Genomic DNA, 19,378 nt, shown 5'->3' on the forward strand with positions numbered 1-19,378 from the left:
GTGTCCCGTCGGGACCCCTGTCGCTGCCGGGCGTCGCGGTTCTAGGCTGGCCGCATCCCGAGCGAGCGGAGCACCCGATGACCGATGCCGACGCGGTGCCCGAGCTCAGCCGATGGCAGCGCACGATGGTCTCCGACGGAACCCTCGCGGTCGAGTGCCTCGAGCGGGGCGACGGCCCTGGCGTCATCCTGCTGCCCGAGATCCCCGGCATCATGCCGGGCACGATCGAGCTCGGCGACCTCCTCGTCGACCACGGGTTCACCGTGGTCATGCCGTCGCTCTTCGGTGTGCCCGGTCGTCGGCCGGGTCTCCTCGGCCAGGTCGCCGCCGTGGCCAAGCTCTGCGTCATGGCCGAGTTCCGCGCCTTCTCGCTCGACCTCAGGGGGCAGGTCACCGACTTCCTCCGGCTCGTGGCGGGCGATCTCGCGGCACGAACCCACGGTCGCGGCGTCGGCATCGTCGGCATGTGCTTCACCGGGGGGTTCGCGATCGCGACGGCGGTGACGACCGACGAGATCCTGGTCACCGTCGTGAGCCAGCCCGCGGCTCCGTTCCCGGTGAGTCCGTCGCGGGCGCGGAGCGTCGGCGTGCCCCCAGCGGCGCTCGAACGCTACGCGGCATCTCGTGCGGACGCGACACCCTGCGTGCTCGGTCTCCGGTTCACGCAGGACGCCCGTTCGGGCGATGCCAGGATGGTCGCCCTCGAACGCCACCTCGGGCGCGCGGCGAGGGTCGTGCGCATCCCGTCCGGCGACGACAGCGCCGACGGGACGCCGAAGGGCGCGCATTCCGTGCTGACCGGGGGTGTGCGCGAGGACCCGCCGAACCGGGCGTTCCTCGAGCGCGAGCAGATGTTCGAGTTCCTCCGCGAGCGGCTCGCACCGGCGGGGGCATCCGACGCCCGTGCCTGACGGCATCGGCGGCCGATCGCGGATCGCCCGGTTCGGCGAGCCCATGGGGAGCGCTCCCCATCGCGAGGGGTTACGAGGACTGGTTGGATGTCCGGGGGTCGGATCGACCCGCATCCGAAGGGGAACCACACACATGACGTCACCACGCCTGATCGCCGCCGGCTCGCTCGCCGTGCTCGCACTGCTCTTCACGGGTTGCGCCGCCACGGGCACCGCCGCCGACGCGGACACCAAGGGCGCATCGGCCGAGAGCGCGAAGCCCGAGCCGAAGGCCGAAGCCGGCCAGACCAAGGACGAGGCGTGCGAGATCGTCAAGACCAGCATGGAGGAGCTCACCGGGCTGACGACGGTGGACATGAGCGACGCCGCCGCCGCACTCGCCGCGTTCGAGACCGTCAAGGTCTCGCTCACCGAGGCCTCGGGCAAGATCTCGAACGAAGAGGTCTCCGTCGTCGCAACGGGCGCCGCCGACGCCGTCACGGCGTACTCCGAGCTGATCACGGCCATCACCACCGACCCGGCCAGCGTCGACATGACGAAGATCAGCGAGCAGGCCGCGACGCTGCAGAAGTCCATGACCGACCTCGTCGGCGTCTGCTCGTCGATCGGCTAGTCGCGCGCGAGCACCACTGACACGACAGGGGCGGGAGCTGTTGCTCCCGCCCCTGTCGTGTGTGCTGCGTGTGTACGAGCGCGGTCGCGCGTGCGCGACGACGCGGACGGCTCAGCCGCCGCCCATGGTGCGGGCGATGTCGGCCGCCGAGTCTCCCGAGCGTTTCAGCACGAGCGCGACGAGGCCGAGCGCGATGAGCGTGAGCACGAGCATGATGGTCGAGACCGCTGCGATCTCGGGCCGCAGCCCGCTGCGCAGCGCGCTCAGCACGTAGACCGGCCACGGCGTCGACCCCGAGACCGAGACGAACGCCGCGATGACCGTGTTGTCGAGGCTGAACGTGAACGACAGCATGAATCCGGCGAAGACCGCCGGCATCGCGAGCGGCAGGGTGACCTTGCGGAACGTGCGGGTCGGTGTGGCATAGAGGTCGGCCGAGGCCTCCTCGAGCTGCGCCTCCTGGCCGACGAGTCGTGCTCGCACGAGGTACGAGACCACCGTGATCGAGAACAGCGAGTGGCCGATCACGAGGCGCACGATGCCGTCGTTGAAGACCGCCATGCCGAGGTCCTGCCCGAGGAAGACCATCCACGGCAGCAGGGAGACGGCGTCGACGATCTCGGGCGTGACCGAGACGAGCAGCAGCAGTCCCATGAACCACCAGACCCACTTGCCCGGATGCCGCGCCATCGCGATGCCCGCGAGGGTGCCGAGCGCCGTGGCGACGAGTGCGGCGATGAAGCCCGTCTGCACGGAGATCCAGACCGCATCCTGGATCGCGGGCTTCGCGAGCAGTGCGAGGAACGAGTCGAACCCGAAGTGGTCCCACGAGACCAGCAGCCGCCCGACGTTGAACGACGAGACGATGATGACAGCGATGGGCGCGAACAGGAAGACCATCACCAGGATGCCCCACACGTTGAACGCGACATCCGACCACGCCTTGCGCGGCCGCCGCACCTGTCGTTGTGCTTCTCCGACGCTCATGCCGTGACCTCCTCACGAATCGAAGCGGATGCCGGCGTGGTGGCCGGCGCCCCGATCACGAGCCGGTGGCTCGCCCTGATCGGCAGGGTGACGAACCACACGATGGCCGCACCGATGGCGACGGTGGCGAGGATCACGACGATCAGCACGACCGCCATCGCCGAGCCGAGCGCCCAGTTCTGCGCGGTCTGGAACTGGCTCGCGACGAGCTGGCCGACCATGTTGCCCTTCGCCCCGCCCAGCACCGTCGCCGTGATGTAGTCGCCCATCAGCGGGATGTAGACGAGCAGCACGCCCGCGATGATGCCGGGCTGCGCGAGCGGCAGGGTGATGCGGAAGAAGGTCGTCCACTTGCCGGCACCGAGGTCCTTCGACGCCTCGCGGAGCGGCCCGTTGACCCGGTCGAACGCGACGTACAGCGGCAGGATCATGAGCGGCAGGTAGTTGTAGACGACGCCGAGGAGCACCGCCCCGCGCGTGTTCAGGATCGCGAGCGGCTCGAAGCCGACCGCCTGCAACGCCGTCGAGAGCCAGCCGTCGGGCGAGAGGATCACCTGCCAGCCGATGGTGCGCACGAGGAAGTTCGTCCAGAACGGCACCATCACCAGGGCGACGAGGAGGCCGCGTCGCGACGGCGGAGCCTTCACCGCCATCCAATAGGCGACCGGCAGGCCGATCAGGAAGCACAGCACCGTGCCGACGATGCCGACCCACAGGGTGTTCTGGAACGTCGCGAAGAACGTCGGGCTGAACACCTCCGCATAGCGGTCGAACGACAGCTTGTCGGTGGCCTGGGTGGCGAAGATGCTCGGCTTGTAGCCGAAGCTGAACCACACAACCATCGCCACCGGGGCGACGAAGAAGATGGCGAGCCACGCCCATGCCGGCGCGGCGAGCAGGAATCCGGGGAGTCGTCTACGCACCAGCAGCCGCCTTCGTCGCGTTCCAGATCTGCACGATGCGCTCCTGCGCCTCGGTCAGCTCGCCCTCGTGCATGGTCGCGATCTGCTCGCGGGTGAAGAACACGAGGTCGAGCATCGGCAGGCCGGCATCGGATGCCATCTGCTCGATGCCCTTCGCCCCGGTGTCGTACCCGATGTAGTCGAGTTCGGCGAGCGCGTTCTCGGGCGAGAGTACGTAGTCGATGAACGCGTGCGCGGCTTCGGGGTTCGGAGCGCCCGCGGCGATCGCCCAGTTGTCCATCCAGATCTCGGTCGCCGGGGAGCCCAGCACGTACTTCCAGCGCTCGGGGTCGGGACTCTCGAGCATGCCGAGTCGGGCATCGCCGTTGTACGACTGCATGAGCATCTGCGTCGCTTGGGGGATGGCGCTGCCGCCCGGGTAGGAGTCGAACGCCGAGATGTGCGGCGCGAGCTCGTTCACGAGGAACGCCTCCGCCGCGTCGAGTTCGTCGGGGTCGGTCGTGGTCCAGGGGATGCCGTTCGCCCAGAAGTACAGCCCGGTGAGCTCGGCCGGGTCGTCGAGGACCGAGGTCTTGCCGCTCGCCTCGTTCTGCGCGGCGTCGATGAAGTCGTTCCAGTCCTTCAGCTCGCGGTCGATCGCGGTCACGTCGTAGACGAAGCCGGTCGTGCCCCATGCCTTGCAGATCGAGTACTGGTTGTCGGGGTCCCATGCCCGGCCGAGGAACGCCGAGTCGACGTGCTTCAGGTTCGGGATGAGGTCGTGGTTGAGCTCGGCGAGCAGCCCGTGCTCGGCCATCTGCGCGACGAAGGTGCCCGTCGGCACGACGATGTCGTAGCCGCTCGTGCCCCTCGCCCCGACGAGCTTGGCCACCATCTCCTCGTTGGAGTTGAAGGAGCTCAGCGAGATCTTCGGGCCGAGGTCGGCCGTGAAGGCGTCGAGCACGTCGGGTGCGTCGTAGTCGCCCCAGGTGTAGATCGAGAGCTTCGACTCGAGCGGGCCGCCCGAGGCCTGCGCGGAGGTGGGCGACCCGTTCGGCGCGCACGCCGCGAGCAGCCCGGCCGAGCCCGCTGCGGCGGCGAAGCTCAGGAACCGGCGCCGCGACAGCTCGCGGCGGATGGTCTTCGCCGCGCCTGCGGGCGCGAGGATGCGGATGTCCGGTTGGTTGGTCATCGTGACTCCTCGGGCGTTCAGGCGGTCGGCGGCGCGACGTAGCCGCTCGCGCTCGCCGCATCGTCGGCCGGGAAGAGGAGCACGCTCTCGGCCCGCCACGAGCAGACGACCGCGTCGCCGATGGCGAGCTGAGGCGCTTCGGGGGAGGGGCGGCGTGCGATGAGGCTCTGGTCGTCGCCGAGCCGCACCAGGTACTGCATGGTCTCGCCGAGGTGCGAGACGCCGATGAGCGTGCCTCGCGCAGTGTTCGCGGCACCGGATGCATCGGCCGCGACATCCGCTTCGATGCTCACGAACTCGGGGCGCACGGCTGCGAGGCCCGTGCTGCCCACGGGCAGTTCGGCGGACATGTCGTACACGAGGGAATGTGCCGAGTCGACGGCACCGCCCTCGACGACCGTGCCGCGGAAGAAGTTCTGCTGACCCACGAACGCGGCGACGTAGGCCGAGGCGGGGCGGGCGTAGACGGTGTCGGCGTCGGCGAGCTGCTCGATGCGGCCGCTGCGCATGATCGCGATGCGGTCGCTCATCGAGAGCGCCTCGCCCTGGTCGTGCGTGACGAACACGAAGGTGATGCCGAGTCGCGACTGCAGCAGCTTCAGCTCGAGCTGCATCTCTTCGCGCAGCTGCCGGTCGAGGGCGCCGAGCGGCTCGTCGAGGAGCAGCACCGAGGGGCGGTTGACGAGCGCGCGGGCGAGCGCGACGCGCTGCTGCTGGCCGCCCGAGAGCTGGGTGGGCTTGCGGTCGGCGAAGCCGCGCATCTGCGCCAGGTCGAGGGCGTCGACGACCCGATCACGGATCTCCGACTTCGGCGTGCGCTTCTGCTGCAGGCCGTACGCGACGTTCTCGGCGACCGACATGTGCGGGAAGAGGGCGTACGCCTGGAACACGGTGTTGACGTCGCGGCGGTACGGCGGCACGCCGAGCAGCGAGCGGCCCGAGACGCGGATGTCTCCCGCGTCGGGCTCCTCGAAGCCCGCGATCATGCGCAGCGTCGTGGTCTTGCCGCAGCCCGAAGGGCCCAGCAGCGAGATGAACTCGCCGGCCTCGATCGTGAGCGAGAGCCGATCGACGGCGGTCGCATCGCCGTAGTGCTTGGTGACGGCGTCGATGACGACCGTTCCGGGGGACTCTGCGCCGGGGAGGGCGGCGGGCGCCTCCGCCTTGCTCGTCGTTGCCGTGGTCACTTGCTGGCACCTCCTGTTCACCCGCGCGCCGTCGCGCAGAAGTGCCATTCAATCCGGGCGACCCGGTGTGCGCAATGCGAGCCGCACCGAACACGACAAACCATCGGGCGGACGGCGCCTGCCCGACAGTCCGTCTGGACGGTCGGGCGGTCTCACGCCGCGCGCGTCGAGATGACAGTTCTCGTCGCTTCCGAGGTGCCTCGGCGACAAGAACTGTCATCTCGCGGGGTGCGGGGTGCGGGTGCGGGTGCGCGGCCGCGGGCGACGGCGTCAGGCGTTGAGCGCCGCCGTCGGCGAGGTGCGCGCCGCCCGCGCCGCCGGGAGGGCGCCGGCCACCGCGCCGACGACGACCGTCGCCACCACGCCGGCGGCGAGCACCGCGGGCGGCACGGCGACGAGCCATCCGTTCGCCCCGGCGACGATCGCCGTGATCACCCAGCCGATGGCCGTGCCCGCGATGCCTCCGCAGAGCGCGAGCAGGATCGCCTCGACGAGGAACTGCGAGCGGATGTGTCCGCGCGTCGCGCCGAGCGAACGGCGCAGGCCGATCTCCTGACGTCGCTCGAGCACCGAGATCACCATGGTGTTCGCGACACCGATGCCGCCGACGAGCAGGGCGATGGAGCCGACGCCCACGAGGAGGCCCGTGAACGCCTGGTCGATCGTGTTCTTCGCCGCGAGCGCGTCGGACGGGCGGCTCACCTTCACCTGGCTCGGCGACTCCGGGTTGATCGTGGCCGGCAGGAGATCGCGCACCTGCCCGACGAGGTCGTCGGCCGAGCGCTCGTAGATCACCGTCGGCGACCCGTTGAACCCGAAGAGCTCGGCGGCGATCGGCCCGCCCATCATGGCGACGGAATCGAGTTCGGGGGCGAGCGGCGAACGCTCGAGGATCCCGGCGACCGTGAACTGCGTGCCGCCGATCTCGACGGTGCTGCCGATCGTGACGATGCCGAGCCGCTCGGCGGCCGTGTCGCCGAGCACGACGACCGGGAACCGCTCGGTGGCGCCGTTGAGCCACACGCCGGAGGCGAGTTCGGCGCCCGTCGTGGTCAGCAGGTCGAGGTCGGCGGCGACGACGGACAGCCCGGCCGTGGCGCCCGGATCGATGAGGGCGTTGCGGTACACGTTCACGTCGGTGAGCGTCGCGTGCCAGCTCGCCTGCTCGACGCCGTCGATGCGACGCACACGATCGATCGCATCGGCGGGCAGCTCCGATTCCTCGCCGAAGAAGTCCGAGCCCGCCGACGCGGTGAGCAGGTTCGTGCCGAGTGCGGCGAGCTTCTGCTTGACGAGCGCCTCGCTCGACGTCGAGATGCCGACGACGGCGATCATCGCGGCGATGCCGATCGCGATGCCGAGGGCCGAGAGCACCGCCCGCATGGGCCTCGCGCGCAGGCCGTGCAGGCCGAGCCCGAGCAGGTCCGTGGCGCGGAGGCGGGAGCGCAGGCCGTTCACGAGCGGGCTCCGGCCATGACCCCGGACGCGGCGCCCGAAGCGCCTCCGGCCCCGCTCGACAGGACGCCGTCGCGGATGCCGACGCGCCGAGGCATCCGCTCGGCGACCTGCGGGTCGTGGGTGATCACGACGACCGTGGTGCCCGCGGCGTTGAGCTCGGCGAGGATCGAGACGATCGCCTCGCCCGAGCGCGTGTCGAGCGCGCCCGTCGGCTCGTCGGCGAGGAGCAGCGCCGGCTCGCCCACGACGGCACGTGCGATCGCGACGCGCTGGCGCTCGCCGCCCGACAGCTCGTTCGGGCGGTGGCGGGCGCGGGCGGCGAGGCCCACGCGCTCGAGCGCGACGGCCGCTCGCGCCCGGCGCTCCGCCTTCGGCACCCCGGCGTACAGCAGACCGGTGGCGACGTTGTCGAGCGCGGTGACGCCCTCGGCGAGGTGGTACTGCTGAAAGACGAACCCGATGGTGTGCGCGCGGAGTCCGGAGAGCTCGGCGTCGTCCATCGTGCCGGTGTCGTATCCGTCGATCTCGATCTCGCCCGAGCTCGGCCGGTCGAGCGTGCCCATGAGGTTCAACAGCGTCGACTTGCCCGAGCCGCTCGGCCCGACGATCGCGAGCATCTCGCCGCGGTCGACGTCGAGGTCGGCGTGCGAGAGGGCGACGGTGGGCGGCGAGCCGTAGGTCCGCGACACTCCGCGCATCCGGATCAGCGGGGCGCTCATTCGGGCACCACGACCTCGTCGCCCGCCTCGAGCTCGCCGCCCGTGACCTCGACGAGTCCGTCGGCGAACAGGCCGAGCTCGACCGGAACGGTCTCCACGACGCCCTTCGCCACGACCTCGACGGCGAATCCGCCGCCCGTGCGTGCGAGCAGCGCGGTGACCGGCACGAGCAGTGCGTCCTCGCGACGCACGGCGGTGAGCTCGCCGTTCACGGCGACGTCGTCGAGTCCATCGGCTGCCGCCGGGTCGTCGAGCGTGATCGTGAGGGGGAGCTTCAGCTTCTTCCCGCCCTGATCGTCGTCCTGCTCGACCGGTGCTCCGACGGCACTCACCTTTCCCGGCACCGTGGCGCCGCCGGGCAGCGTCAGCTGCACCGGCGTGCCGACCGGGGCGATCGGCTCGAGGTTCGGTGCGATGAACGCGGTCACGCGCTTCACCGTGTCCGAGACCGCGATGACGGATGCCCCGGCACCGCCGCCGATCTGCGCCTTGTGCTGTGCGACGCGCACCGCGGCAGGAGCGAACACGATGCGGCCGGGCTCGATCGCGCCGGTCTCCTCGAGGCCGAGTGATTCCTGCCAGCGCTCGATCGCGTCGGCCGTCGAACCGGCGAACTCCTCGTCGGGCTCTCGTTCGAAGAAGCCGAGCGCGGCGAGGTTCTGCTCGAGCTGCAGCACGTCGGGGCCGTCGTCCATGCCCTCGGCGAACCCGCGCCACATCGGCAGCGCACCGATGAGGAGCACCACCGGGTCGTCGTCGACGCGGAACAGCGTCGCGCCCCGGTCGAGCACGGCGCCGGTGTCGGGCAGCCAGGTGATCGTGCCGCCGAGGCTCGTGCCGAGCTCCTGCGGGGAACCGTAGCCGAGCCGCCCGTTCAGGCGCACCCGCTCGGTGAGGTCGCCGCGGGCGACCGGGGTCGTCGCGACGTCTGCGGCCGCGTTCGCCGCGTCGCCCTCGTCCTTCGAGGATGCCGGCAGTGTCACCGCGAGCACCGCGCCGGCGATGCCGAGCACCGCGACGCAGGCGCCGGCGATCACCCACGGGGTGCGGCGGCGCCGACGGGCGGGCTGGGCCGCCGCGGCATCCGTCATCTGGTCCTCCGCCAGCGCGTGCTGCTCGGTCATTCCTCGTCCATCGTCGGGAAGTCGGCCTGCTTGCCGCACTCGTCGGCGTCGACCGGGTCGATCTCGTCAGCCGACATCGCCTCCGTCATACCGGCCGCGCCGTCGGGCGAGATCTCCGGGTCGTCGAAGTCGTAGCCGCGTTCGCGCAGGCACGCGGAGAAGCGAAGCGAGGCCTCGTTCATCTCCTCCTGGTCGGGCTGGCCCGGCACCGGGGGCGGATCGCCCACCTTGTCGAAGCAGGTGCGCTCGGCTGCCGCCATCGCATCGAGGTCGATCTCGTCGGGGTCGACGGCTGCGCTCGAGTCGCTCGTCCCGCCGCTGCTCGCGGAGCCGTCGGCGCCGGTCGCCATCCCGATGTCGATGCCCTCGTCCTTCATGCAGGAGGTGAATTCGGTCGACCACTCCTCGTAGGCGGCATCCGAGTCGCCCGACTTCAGGTCGGCGGAGTCGGCTCCGTTCGGGGCGCAGGCGGTCAATGCCAGGAGCAGGCCGATGCCGGCGAGGGCGAGCCCGGTGCGGGCGCCGCGAGAGGTTCGTGAGGTCATGGGTGAGTCCTTTCGATCGCGCCGCGATTGGCGCAGGACCCAGCTCACTCCCAGCGCGGTTGCTGTGGGGTAAAGCGGGGAGTTGACGATTTCCTTACGGTCGACGGGATTGACTGGGAGACTCGGATGCTGCAATCGAACGGAGTGGGACATGCGTGTGCTGATCGTTGAGGACGAGCCGTACCTCGCCGAGGCCGTGCGCGCCGGGCTGGCACTCGAGGCGATCGCAGCGGATGTCGCCGCCGACGGCGAAGCCGCCCTCTTCAGCATCGACGTCAACGACTACGACGTCGTGCTGCTCGACCGAGACCTGCCGGGCATGCACGGCGACGAGGTCTGCCGGATCCTCGCCGCCCGCGAGGAACGGCCCGCCATCCTCATGCTCACCGCCGCCCGGAGGCTCGGAGACAAGGTCGGCGGCTTCGAGCTCGGCGCCGACGACTACCTCGCGAAGCCGTTCGAGTTCCCCGAACTCGTGGCACGCGTGCGGGCGCTCGGCCGGCGCCGGTTCACCGCATTGCCGCCGCAGCTCGAGGCCGCCGGCGTCGTGCTCGATCCGTTCCGCCGCGAGGTCCTCCGCGACGGGAGGTTCGTGCAACTGACCCGGAAGGAGTTCTCCGTGCTCGAGGTGCTCATGCGTGCCGGCGGGGGAGTCGTGAGCGCCGAGACGCTGCTCGAGAAGGCGTGGGACGAGAACGCCAACCCGTTCACCAACTCGGTGAAGGTGACGATCTCGACGCTCCGGCGCAAGCTCGGCGAGCCGTGGATGATCCGCACCGTGCCGGGCGCGGGATACGCGATCGATGCGGCCGATGACTGAGCCCGCGGCATCCGTGCCCCGCACCTACCGGCTCACCGTGCGAACGCGCCTCGCGGTGACGTACGCGGTGCTGCTGACCGTCGCCGGCGCCGTGCTGCTCGCGATCGTCGCGTTCGTCATCGGCCTCGTGCCGAGCTACGAGTTCGCCGAGCCGGCCGCCACGACGACGCAGGCGACCGAGGTGACGCCCACCGATGCGATCCCCGCTCAGTCGACGCTCCCGTCCGATTCGCCGGAGGTCGCCTACGACCCCGGGCTGCTCGCCTCGACGGCGAGCGAGGCGGCCGTGGTCGTGAGTTCGCGTTCCGACATCCTGCAGCTGCTGCTCTGGGTGTCGGTCGGGGCGCTCGCGCTGCTCGCCGCGGGCGGCGCATGGGCGGGCTGGTTCGTCGCCGGTCGCATGCTCCGGCCGCTGCAGGAGGTCAACGAGGCCGCGCATCGAGCTGCGCGCGGCCACCTCGACCACCGCATCGCGCTCGCCGGACCGCGCGACGAGATCACCGACCTCGCCGACACCTTCGACGGCATGCTCGACTCGCTCGAGCGCTCGGCGAACGCCGACCGCCGCTTCGCCGCGAACGCCTCGCACGAGTTGCGAACGCCGCTCGCCACGACGCGCACGATGCTCGATGTGGCCTTGAGCTCGCAGGCCGCGGGCGATGCGCAACTGCTCGAACGGCTGCGCGAGATGAACGAGCGCAGCATCGCGACCGTCGAGGCGCTGCTCGACCTCTCGGAGCTCGAGTCGACGGATGCCGGCGCGTTCGGCCCCGTGGACCTCGCCGCGCTCGCGGCATCCGTCGTCGATGAGTCGCGTGTCGAGGCGGAGGAGGCGGGGGTGCGCTTGACGGCGTCGGCGTCGGCTGCGCCGATGCACGTCGAGGGCGACGAGGTGCTGCTGCGCCAGCTCGTCGTGAACCTCGTGCAGAACGCGATCCGCCACAACGAGCCGGGCGGTTTCGTGACCGTGACGACGGATGCCGCGGGGCCGCTGCCGAGCCTCGAGGTCGAGAACAGCGGCGCCGAACTCGACGCCGCGACGGTCGCGACGCTGACGGCGCCGTTCGCCCGGGGCGGCGGTCGCACACGCGACGCCTCCGACCGTGGCCGCGGGCTCGGCCTCTCGATCGTGGCCGCGATCGTCGCCCGCCACGGCGCCGAGCTCGATCTCGCCCCTCGGGCCGGCGGGGGTCTGCGCGCCGCCGTACGCTTCCCGCGCTGACGCGCCACCCACCTCACCCTCCCCACTGCGCTTCACATCGGCCCTCGAGACGACGCGTGTTGTCGCATTCCTGCGACGCATTCCGACAACACGCGTCCGTTCGCAGGCAGGCAGGCAGAGGAGCATGATGCTGCCTCCCCCAGAGCTGCGTTCGTCGGATTGTCCACACTGCGCGGGCCCCATGGGACGCGCCCGGAATCACCCTGCACGCTGTGCGCATGCGCCCACCGACTCCGCTGCCCTCTCCGTTCGCTACCGCTCCATTCACCGTCCGCGCCGCGCTCGACGCAGGCGCGACCGCCCGACGTGTGCGCTCGGTCGAGTTCGTCGCGCCGTATCGGGGTGTGCGAGCCCCGCGGCAGGGTGCTGACTCGCTCATCTCCCGATGCCGTGCCTACGCCGCGATCATGCCGTCTGGCCACGTGTTCTCAGGTCGCACAGCGGCGATGCTGTGCGGGCTGCCGTTGCCCGCATCGATCGAGGTCGACCGGAGGATCGAGGTGACCGCGCTCGCCGGTGGGCGAGCGCCCCGCGGCAGAGGCGTGCTCGGCCAGAGCACTCGACGGAGCCCGCGGCTCGTCCAGGTGGCGAGGGTTCCCGGTGTACGGATGACCTCCCCGGCCGATGCGTGGTGCGAACTCGCGACCACACTCTCCCTCGACGACCTGATCGCCGCCGGCGATCGGCTGCTCGGTCTGCCCCGTCCGCTCGCCAGCCTGGAGCAGATCGATGCGGCGATCGTGCGCCACGGTCGGCGGCGCGGGGCGACGAGCCTCCGCGCTGCGCGGGCCGAGATGCGGGCGAACGTCTACTCGAGGCGCGAGACGTTCGTTCGCTTGGCGCTGGTACGAGCGGGCCTGCCCGAACCGGAGCCGAACGCTTTCATCGAACTCCGACGCGGGCGACGGACCCGCGGCGACCTCGTTTTTCGCGCCTATCGGGTGCTTGTCGAGTACGACGGGGAGCAGCACCTCTTCGACACAGCGCAGTGGGCGACGGATGTCGCGAGGCTGAACGATCTCGCCGAAGCCGGCTGGCGGGTCATCCGCATCACGAAGCAGATGTCGCGCGCCGAGATCGTCGCCCGCACCGAGCGAGCATTGCGCGATCTGGGTTGGCGCGGCTGACCCGCCTCTCCATCCGACTGGCGATCGCTCGAGAGGACGCGTGTTGTCGGAACGACGCCGGCCGTTCCGACAACACGCGTCCTCTCGGCACAACGAGAGGAGAGTGGGGCAGGAGGGGCAGGCACGTGCAGCGAGCGCGGGAACTTCTGGCGCGCAGAAGAACAGCGAAAGTTCACCCCCCGAATCGTCGGGTGACCCCCTCCGACCGAGCGCAGAGTGGATGCACAGCCACCCCGACGGCGCCGAAGCAGACGCCGAACGGAGCACCACGAAGCATCCGCCCGCTGCACCGAAGGAGCAACACCATGAGCACCAACCGCCCCGGCGACCAGACCCAGACCGCAGCCGAGCTGCAGCTCGAGTGGGACGCGAACCCGCGGTGGGACGACATCAGCCGCGACTACACCGCTGAAGACGTCATCGCGCTCCGCGGCCCGGTCCGCGAGGAGCGCACGCTCGCCAAGCGCGGTGCCGAGAAGCTCTGGCAGGACATCCAGCAGAACACCGGCACGGCGTTCGCCCCGCAGGAGGACCCGCAGTGGTCGGCCGCGCTCGGCGCCCTCACCGGCAACCAGGCCGTGCAGCAGGTGCGCGCGGGCCTCAAGGCCATCTACCTGAGCGGGTGGCAGGTCGCCGCCGACGCCAACCTGAGCGGCCAGACCTACCCCGACCAGTCGCTCTACCCCGCGAACTCGGTGCCGGCGGTCGTGCGTCGCATCAACAACGCGCTGCTCCGCGCCGGCCAGATCGAGCAGGGCACCGATGACCGCGACTGGATGGCCCCCATCGTCGCCGACGCCGAGGCCGGCTTCGGCGGCCCCCTCAACGCCTACGAGCTCATGCACCAGATGATCGAGGCCGGTGCGGCCGGCGTGCACTGGGAGGACCAGCTCGCGAGCGAGAAGAAGTGCGGCCACATGGGCGGCAAGGTGCTCGTGCCCACGTCGCAGCACATCCGCACGATCAACGCCGCACGCCTGGCATCGGATGTCGCCGGCGTGCCGTCGATCATCATCGCCCGCACCGACGCCCTCGCCGCGACGCTGCTCACGAGCGACCACGACGACCGCGACAAGCAGTTCGTCACGGGCGAGCGCACCGCCGAGGGCTTCTACGAGGTGCAGAACGGCATCGAGCCGGTCATCGCCCGCGGCCTCGCCTACGCCGAGTACGCCGACCTGCTCTGGGTCGAGTCGGCCGAGCCCGACCTCGACCTCGCGCGCCGCTTCGCCGAGGCCGTGCACGCGAAGTTCCCGGGCAAGCGCCTGAGCTACAACTGCTCGCCCTCGTTCAACTGGAAGCGCCACCTCGACGACGACCAGATCGCGAAGTTCCAGCGCGAGCTCGCATCGATGGGCTACGCGTTCCAGTTCATCACCCTTGCGGGCTTCCACTCCCTCAACCACGGCATGTTCACGCTCGCGAAGGACTACAACGAGCGTCACATGTCGGCATACGTCGAGCTCCAGGAGGCGGAATTCGCCTCGGAGGCATCCGGCTACACCGCCACGCGCCACCAGCGCGAGGTGGGCACCGGCTACTTCGACCAGATCGCCACCGCGCTGAACCCCAACAGCGCAACCCTCGCCCTCGTCGGATCGACCGAGGAAGAACAGTTCAACCACTGACCCGCTCACGGGCAAGAACTCAGAGGAGCAACGACCATGAACACCACACCCGGCATGACACTCGAACGAGAGCGAACGGATGCCGCATCCGCTCGCCTCTCCGAACCCAAGCGCGCCGCCGCGAGCTTCCAGACCGTCGAACCGCGCATCGAGATCACCGCACCGCTCGGCGAGCGGTACGACGAGATCCTCACGCCCGACGCACTCGCCTTCCTGGCCGAGCTGCACGACCGCTTCGCCGGCACCCGGCACGAGCTGCTCGCCGTGCGCCTGCAGACCCGGGTCGACGCGGCGAACGGCCGCGACCCGAAGTTCCTGCCCGAGACCGAGTCGATCCGGAACAACGCCGATTGGCGGGTCGCCGGAGCCGGCCCGGGCCTCGAGGACCGACGCGTCGAGATCACCGGCCCGACCGACCGCAAGATGGCCATCAACGCGCTGAACTCGGGCGCGAAGGTCTGGCTCGCCGACCAGGAGGACGCCACGAGCCCCACCTGGGCGAACGTCATCGAGGGCCAGTTGAGCCTCTTCGACGCGCTGCGCGATCGTCTCGAGTACACGAGCCCCGAGGGCAAGCAGTACCGCGTCACGGCGGAGGAGACCCCGACGATCGTGATGCGCCCGCGCGGCTGGCACCTCGTCGAGAAGCACCTGAAGTTCCACGACCGGGCGGGGCGCGCGATGCACGCCTCGGGCTCGCTCGTCGACTTCGGCCTGTATTTCTTCCACAACGCCCAGGCGCTCATCGCCGCCGGCCGCGGGCCGTACTTCTACCTGCCGAAGCTCGAGTCGCACCGCGAGGCGAAGCTCTGGAACGACATCTTCGTCTACGCGCAGAACCGGCTCGGCATCCCGCAGGGCACGGTGCGCGCGACGGTGCTCATCGAGACGATCCAGGCCGCATTCCAGATGGACGAGATCCTCTACGAGCTGCGCGACCACTGCGCCGGGCTGAACGCCGGGCGCTGGGACTACATCTTCTCGATCGTGAAGACCTTCCGTTCGCGCGGTCGCCGCTGGGTCATGCCCGACCGCAAGGCGATCACGATGACGGTCCCGTTCATGCGGGCCTACACCGAGCTGCTCGTCGCCACGTGCCACAAGCGCGGGGCGCATGCCATCGGCGGCATGAGCGCGTTCATCCCGAACCGCCGCGACCCCGAGGTGACCGAGCGCGCGCTCGCCGCGGTCACGGCGGACAAGCGGCGCGAGGCCGGCGACGGCTTCGACGGCACGTGGGTGGCGCACCCCGACCTGATCCCGACCGCGCGCGCCGAGTTCGACGCCGTGCTCGGCGATCGTCCGAACCAGGTCGACCGCCTGCGCGACGACGTGCACGTGACGGCGGCCGAGCTGCTCGACATCCCGTCGATCGGCGGCGAGGTCACCGAGGGCGGTGTGCGGGGCAACATCTCGATCGCGATCCGCTACATCGAGTCGTGGCTGCGCGGCACGGGCGCCGCGGCGATCGACAACCTCATGGAGGATGCCGCGACGGCCGAGATCTCGCGTTCGCAGATCTGGCAGTGGCTGAACGAGAACACGGTCACGGCCGAGGGCACGCGCATCGACCAGACCTCGATCGTGCGGCTCATGGCCGAGGCCGTCGCCGCGCTGCCGCGCTTCGAGGGCGACCGGTTCGACGACGCGATCTCGGTGTTCCGCAGCGTCGCCCTCGAGCCCGAGTTCCCGACCTTCCTCACCGTCGGCGCGTACGCGCGCTTCCTCTGAGGGAGGGTCTGAGTCAGGGCCCGAAGGGGCCGTCCCGACCGCATCCGGCGATCCCGGAGGTGCCGCGGTCGGGGCGGCCCCTTCGTCGCGCCCGGTGCGTCTGCCAGAATCGGTGCTCGTGACCCAGCCGACCGCCTCCGCCGTTCGCATCCGACCCGCAGCCATGACGGATGCCGCTGCGCTCGCGTCGCTCGCCGCCGCGACGTTCCCGCTCGCGTGCCCGCCGCACACCACGCCCGAGGCGATCGCCGACTTCATCGCGCGCAACTTCGGGGTGGACCACTTCGAGGGGTATCTCGCCGACCCCGAGCGGATCCTGCTCGTGGCGGAGCTGCCGGGCGAGGCACCGGCCGCCGGAGCCGTCGCGGACCCCCGCCTGCTCGGCTACACGATGCTCGTCGGCGGCGAGCCGAGCGACGCCGACGCCGCGCGAGCTGTCGCGGCACGGCCGGCGATCGAGGTGAGCAAGGTCTACGTGCTCGCCGAGTCCCATGGCACGGGTGCCGGTGCCGCGCTCATGCGCGCTTCCCTCGACGCGGCACGAGCGGCCGGAGCTGCGACGGCATGGCTCGGCGTCAACGAGGAGAACGCACGGGCCATCGCGTTCTACGAGCGCCACGGCTTCGCGAAGGTCGGCGACAAGCACTTCGTGGTGGGCGGCCGCGTCGAGGACGACTGGGTGATGGAGCATCCGCTCGTCGCGCAGTAGACGCCTGCCGGCGCCGGACGCGCCGGACGCGCCGGACGCGCCGGACGCGCCGATGCGCCGGATGGGCCCGTGACTCGCTAGGAGGCTGCGGCCGTCGCAGCCGAGGCGGCGTCGGCGCCGCGGGCCGCGCGTCGCGCGAGCCACCACGTGCCGAGCCCCGAGGCGAGGAAGATCGCCGCGAGCACGACCCAGCCCGCGAACCCGAGCGAGATCGCCGTGGCGTTGACGACGAGCGGTGCCGCGAGGGCGCCGACCGTGTAGCCCATGCCGAACACGCCCTGGTAGCTGCCGGCCTGCACCGGGTCGGCGAGCTCGAAGCTGAGGCCCCAGCCGCCGGCCTGCGAGAGCACCTCGGCGAAGGCGTGCACGATCGCGGCGACGACGAGCACGGTGATCGCGAAGCCGACCGGGAGCCCGGCCGCCGACGCGTACACGAGGCACGCGGCCGCCATGAGCCAGGCGGCGATGCCCGACACGCGAGCTGCGACGCGCAGGTCGTGCGTGCCCCGCGAGAGCGGCACCTGGAAGATCACGACGATGATCGTGTTGAGGATGAGGAGCGCTGCCACGACTGCCTCGGGCGCCGCGGTCTCCCGGGCGATCCAGAGCGGCACGCCGAGCTCAGCGACGCCGAACTGCATGCCGAAGATCGCGCTCAGCGCGGTGAGCACGAGGTAGCGGGGGTCGCGCCACGGCGAGTGCCGGCGCCATGCGCGCCGTTCGGCGGCGGCGGCCTCGGCGCTGGCGCCGGCGTCGAACGAGCCGGTCGCGGTCGTCACGGGGGCGACGGGCTTGCGGGCGGGTGCGTCGACCCGCGACGGCAGGCGCACGAGCTGGATGAGGCCGAGGAGGTACAGGACGCCGGCGCCGACGATGAGCGCGCGGTAGGCCTCGGCGGTGCCGATCGCGAGGGCGAGCGCGCCGAGCCCCGAGCCGGCGGCGATGGCGACGTTCGTGACGGTGCGGAGCACCGCACGTGCATGCACCCGGCTCTCACCGATGAAGGCTCGGGCGATGATCGCCGAGCGGGTCGAGTTCGCGCCCTGCTCGAAGAGGCCGCAGACGACGGCGATCACGAGCGCCGTGACGAAGTCGCCCGCGAAGACGTAGGTGATGAGCGCGACGCCCTCGACCGCCGTGAAGGCGATGAGCAGGCGCTTGGAGCTGAATCGGTCGGCGAGCCAGCCGCCGCCGAAGGCCGCGATCACGCCGGCCGCGCTCGCGGCCGAGAGCACGATGGCGACCTCGTGCGGTGCGAGGCCGACGATGAAGGTGAAGTAGAGCACCGTGACGGTCAGGAAGATGCCGCGCCCGACGCGGGAGATCAGGGTCGCGCCGACGAGGATGCGCAGCACCGGGTCCGAGACGGATGCCGCGAGGCGGGCGACGAACGAGGACCTGCCGGGGGCCTCTGGGGCCTCGGGGTCGACGGTCGGAACGGTTCCGGTGTCAGGTGTCGCGGAAGAGGTAGGGCTCACTCGTACAGTTCTGTCAGATCCGTCGGGTCGGTGAAATTGATGTAGCGTTTCTCTACATGTTGCGATACGTGCTCAAGGAGGGCGACGTCGCCGCCGTGCGCTTCGGCATCTCGCCGCTCTGCGAGCTCGGTCTGTCGTTGCGCGCGATCGATGACCCGTCGAGGTTCCCCTTGCAGCTGCCCTGGCTTCGCCGCACCGAGGCGGCGAGGGCCGACCTCGACACCGAGGCGCTCGACGGGCTCATCGACGACCGGCTGTGGACACCCGACTTCCTGAACCCGCGCCCCGAGTCGCCGCTCACGCGGCTCGACGACGAGCTCGAGCAGCTGCTCGCCACCCCGGCCGACACCTTCATCCGCGACCTCGTCGCGGTGCACGGGCACGTGCCCGCGGTGTTCGAGGGGTCGCCCCGGGTCGCCGTCCGCCGCATCGTGCGGGCGCTGCAGGAACTCTGGGACGTGTCGTTCGCCCCGTACTGGCCGCGCATGCGGGCCGTGCTCGAGGCCGACGTCGTGCATCGCGGCCGCCAGATCGCCCAGAGCGGCCTGTCGACCATGCTGAACGGCATCTCGTCGACGGTCGACTACGAGGGCGGCATCGTGTCGGTGCGGCTGCGAGACCCGGCCGACCGCGTGCAGCCGATCGACGGGCTCGGGCTCACCCTCGTACCGACGATGTTCACGCGTCGCGGCTCGGCGCCCGTCGGCGACGGCCCGCCGATGATCATGTACCCGGCGCGTGGCCAGGGCGCGCTCTGGGAGACGGAGCGCGTGGCGAACCCCGCCGCGGTCGCCGCCATCCTCGGCGAGACGCGGGCGAGCCTGCTCTCCGCGCTCGGCGATCCCGCGTCGTCGACCGAGCTCGGCGTGCGCTTCGGCGTCACCCCGTCGGCCGTCAACCAGCACCTGCGTGCGCTCCGCGACGCCGGGCTGCTCGTCTCGACGCGGTACGGGCACAGCGTGCTCTACCTCAGGAGCGAGCTCGGCAGCGCCCTGCTCGACGCGCGCGCCGGCTGACCGCGCCGG

The 19,378-nt window shown here is 71.0% G+C and carries 18 protein-coding genes; 9 read left to right on the plus strand and 9 right to left on the minus strand.

Annotated features, from left to right (window positions below; translation table 11 throughout):
- The first annotated feature begins 77 nt into the window (after nucleotides 1-77).
- The gene (locus tag BUR99_RS14045; protein WP_074260935.1) at nucleotides 78-911 is read left to right on the plus strand and encodes a dienelactone hydrolase family protein; all 834 of its coding nucleotides are present in this window, start codon (nucleotides 78-80) and stop codon (nucleotides 909-911) included.
- 133 nt (nucleotides 912-1,044) lie between these two features.
- Nucleotides 1,045-1,524 (plus strand): hypothetical protein, encoded by a 480-nt coding sequence (locus BUR99_RS14050; protein WP_074260936.1) that lies wholly within the window; start codon nucleotides 1,045-1,047, stop codon nucleotides 1,522-1,524.
- Nucleotides 1,525-1,635: 111 nt separating this feature from the next.
- On the opposite strand, the gene BUR99_RS14055 is transcribed toward BUR99_RS14050, so the two are convergent.
- The 8 genes from BUR99_RS14055 to BUR99_RS14090 all read right to left on the minus strand — a co-directional run bounded on the left by BUR99_RS14055 (nucleotide 1,636) and on the right by BUR99_RS14090 (nucleotide 9,638).
- A complete protein-coding gene (locus BUR99_RS14055) occupies nucleotides 1,636-2,511 on the minus strand; it encodes an ABC transporter permease (RefSeq protein WP_074260937.1) in 876 nt (291 codons plus the stop codon).
- Nucleotides 2,508-3,434, minus strand: a complete 927-nt coding sequence (locus BUR99_RS14060) for an ABC transporter permease (RefSeq protein ID WP_074260938.1) — start codon at nucleotides 3,432-3,434, stop codon at nucleotides 2,508-2,510. Before BUR99_RS14060 ends, BUR99_RS14055 begins: the two co-directional genes overlap by 4 nt.
- The gene (locus BUR99_RS14065; RefSeq protein ID WP_074260939.1) at nucleotides 3,427-4,605 is read right to left on the minus strand and encodes a polyamine ABC transporter substrate-binding protein; all 1,179 of its coding nucleotides are present in this window, start codon (nucleotides 4,603-4,605) and stop codon (nucleotides 3,427-3,429) included. Before BUR99_RS14065 ends, BUR99_RS14060 begins: the two co-directional genes overlap by 8 nt.
- A 17-nt stretch (nucleotides 4,606-4,622) precedes the next feature.
- The gene (locus BUR99_RS14070) at nucleotides 4,623-5,792 is read right to left on the minus strand and encodes an ABC transporter ATP-binding protein (RefSeq protein ID WP_074260940.1); all 1,170 of its coding nucleotides are present in this window, start codon (nucleotides 5,790-5,792) and stop codon (nucleotides 4,623-4,625) included.
- A gap of 270 nt (nucleotides 5,793-6,062) precedes the next feature.
- Complete coding sequence (locus BUR99_RS14075) at nucleotides 6,063-7,250, minus strand: ABC transporter permease (RefSeq protein ID WP_074260941.1); 1,188 nt, start codon at nucleotides 7,248-7,250, stop codon at nucleotides 6,063-6,065.
- Entirely contained in the window at nucleotides 7,247-7,969 is a 723-nt protein-coding gene (locus BUR99_RS14080) for an ABC transporter ATP-binding protein (RefSeq protein ID WP_074260942.1), read from the minus strand. Before BUR99_RS14080 ends, BUR99_RS14075 begins: the two co-directional genes overlap by 4 nt.
- Entirely contained in the window at nucleotides 7,966-9,093 is a 1,128-nt protein-coding gene (locus BUR99_RS14085) for a peptidoglycan-binding protein (RefSeq protein ID WP_084184003.1), read from the minus strand. Before BUR99_RS14085 ends, BUR99_RS14080 begins: the two co-directional genes overlap by 4 nt.
- On the minus strand, nucleotides 9,090-9,638 hold the full coding sequence (locus BUR99_RS14090) for a hypothetical protein (protein ID WP_074260943.1): 549 nt from the start codon (nucleotides 9,636-9,638) through the stop codon (nucleotides 9,090-9,092). Before BUR99_RS14090 ends, BUR99_RS14085 begins: the two co-directional genes overlap by 4 nt.
- A 151-nt stretch (nucleotides 9,639-9,789) precedes the next feature.
- On the opposite strand from BUR99_RS14090, the gene BUR99_RS14095 reads away from it, so the two are divergent.
- The 6 genes from BUR99_RS14095 (at nucleotide 9,790) to BUR99_RS14120 (ending at nucleotide 16,875) form a co-directional block, all read left to right on the plus strand.
- A complete protein-coding gene (locus BUR99_RS14095) occupies nucleotides 9,790-10,458 on the plus strand; it encodes a response regulator transcription factor (protein ID WP_074260944.1) in 669 nt (222 codons plus the stop codon).
- Nucleotides 10,451-11,680, plus strand: coding sequence for a sensor histidine kinase (locus BUR99_RS14100; RefSeq protein ID WP_074260945.1), 1,230 nt, complete (start codon nucleotides 10,451-10,453; stop codon nucleotides 11,678-11,680). Before BUR99_RS14095 ends, BUR99_RS14100 begins: the two co-directional genes overlap by 8 nt.
- A gap of 608 nt (nucleotides 11,681-12,288) precedes the next feature.
- Entirely contained in the window at nucleotides 12,289-12,807 is a 519-nt protein-coding gene (locus BUR99_RS20075; protein ID WP_143231641.1) for a DUF559 domain-containing protein, read from the plus strand.
- A 305-nt stretch (nucleotides 12,808-13,112) separates the two neighbouring features.
- Complete coding sequence (gene aceA, locus BUR99_RS14110; RefSeq protein WP_074260946.1) at nucleotides 13,113-14,435, plus strand: isocitrate lyase; 1,323 nt, start codon at nucleotides 13,113-13,115, stop codon at nucleotides 14,433-14,435.
- A gap of 36 nt (nucleotides 14,436-14,471) precedes the next feature.
- Nucleotides 14,472-16,166: a malate synthase A gene (gene aceB / locus BUR99_RS14115; protein ID WP_234980853.1), complete on the plus strand. Its 1,695-nt coding sequence runs from the start codon at nucleotides 14,472-14,474 to the stop codon at nucleotides 16,164-16,166.
- Nucleotides 16,167-16,284: 118 nt separating this feature from the next.
- On the plus strand, nucleotides 16,285-16,875 hold the full coding sequence (locus tag BUR99_RS14120; RefSeq protein ID WP_234980854.1) for a GNAT family N-acetyltransferase: 591 nt from the start codon (nucleotides 16,285-16,287) through the stop codon (nucleotides 16,873-16,875).
- 77 nt (nucleotides 16,876-16,952) lie between these two features.
- Here BUR99_RS14120 and BUR99_RS14125 read toward each other — a convergent pair whose 3' ends face one another.
- Nucleotides 16,953-18,353: an MFS transporter gene (locus BUR99_RS14125; RefSeq protein ID WP_074260948.1), complete on the minus strand. Its 1,401-nt coding sequence runs from the start codon at nucleotides 18,351-18,353 to the stop codon at nucleotides 16,953-16,955.
- A 56-nt stretch (nucleotides 18,354-18,409) separates the two neighbouring features.
- Here BUR99_RS14125 and BUR99_RS14130 point away from each other — a divergent pair, with 56 nt between their 5' ends.
- Nucleotides 18,410-19,369 carry an ArsR/SmtB family transcription factor gene (locus BUR99_RS14130; protein WP_074260949.1) on the plus strand — a complete coding sequence of 320 codons (960 nt, stop codon included), beginning with the start codon at nucleotides 18,410-18,412 and terminating at the stop codon, nucleotides 19,367-19,369.
- Nucleotides 19,370-19,378: the final 9 nt, after the last annotated feature.

The organism is Agromyces cerinus subsp. cerinus (assembly GCF_900142065.1).
Taxonomy (GTDB): Bacteria; Actinomycetota; Actinomycetes; order Actinomycetales; family Microbacteriaceae; genus Agromyces; species Agromyces cerinus.

What these genes read in the sequence shown, in the direction of transcription:
- BUR99_RS14065 (WP_074260939.1), bottom strand. Translation starts at nt 4,605, where the DNA reads ATGACCAACCAACCGGACATCCGCATCCTCGCGCCCGCAGGCGCGGCG.
- BUR99_RS14090 (WP_074260943.1), bottom strand. Translation starts at nt 9,638, where the DNA reads ATGACCTCACGAACCTCTCGCGGCGCCCGCACCGGGCTCGCCCTCGCC.
- BUR99_RS14095 (WP_074260944.1), top strand. Translation starts at nt 9,790, where the DNA reads ATGCGTGTGCTGATCGTTGAGGACGAGCCGTACCTCGCCGAGGCCGTG.
- BUR99_RS14050 (WP_074260936.1), top strand. Translation starts at nt 1,045, where the DNA reads ATGACGTCACCACGCCTGATCGCCGCCGGCTCGCTCGCCGTGCTCGCA.
- BUR99_RS20075 (WP_143231641.1), top strand. Translation starts at nt 12,289, where the DNA reads ATGACCTCCCCGGCCGATGCGTGGTGCGAACTCGCGACCACACTCTCC.
- BUR99_RS14130 (WP_074260949.1), top strand. Translation starts at nt 18,410, where the DNA reads ATGTTGCGATACGTGCTCAAGGAGGGCGACGTCGCCGCCGTGCGCTTC.
- BUR99_RS14055 (WP_074260937.1), bottom strand. Translation starts at nt 2,511, where the DNA reads ATGAGCGTCGGAGAAGCACAACGACAGGTGCGGCGGCCGCGCAAGGCG.
- BUR99_RS14085 (WP_084184003.1), bottom strand. Translation starts at nt 9,093, where the DNA reads ATGACCGAGCAGCACGCGCTGGCGGAGGACCAGATGACGGATGCCGCG.
- aceA (WP_074260946.1), top strand. Translation starts at nt 13,113, where the DNA reads ATGAGCACCAACCGCCCCGGCGACCAGACCCAGACCGCAGCCGAGCTG.
- BUR99_RS14080 (WP_074260942.1), bottom strand. Translation starts at nt 7,969, where the DNA reads ATGAGCGCCCCGCTGATCCGGATGCGCGGAGTGTCGCGGACCTACGGC.
- BUR99_RS14045 (WP_074260935.1), top strand. Translation starts at nt 78, where the DNA reads ATGACCGATGCCGACGCGGTGCCCGAGCTCAGCCGATGGCAGCGCACG.
- BUR99_RS14100 (WP_074260945.1), top strand. Translation starts at nt 10,451, where the DNA reads ATGACTGAGCCCGCGGCATCCGTGCCCCGCACCTACCGGCTCACCGTG.
- aceB (WP_234980853.1), top strand. Translation starts at nt 14,472, where the DNA reads ATGAACACCACACCCGGCATGACACTCGAACGAGAGCGAACGGATGCC.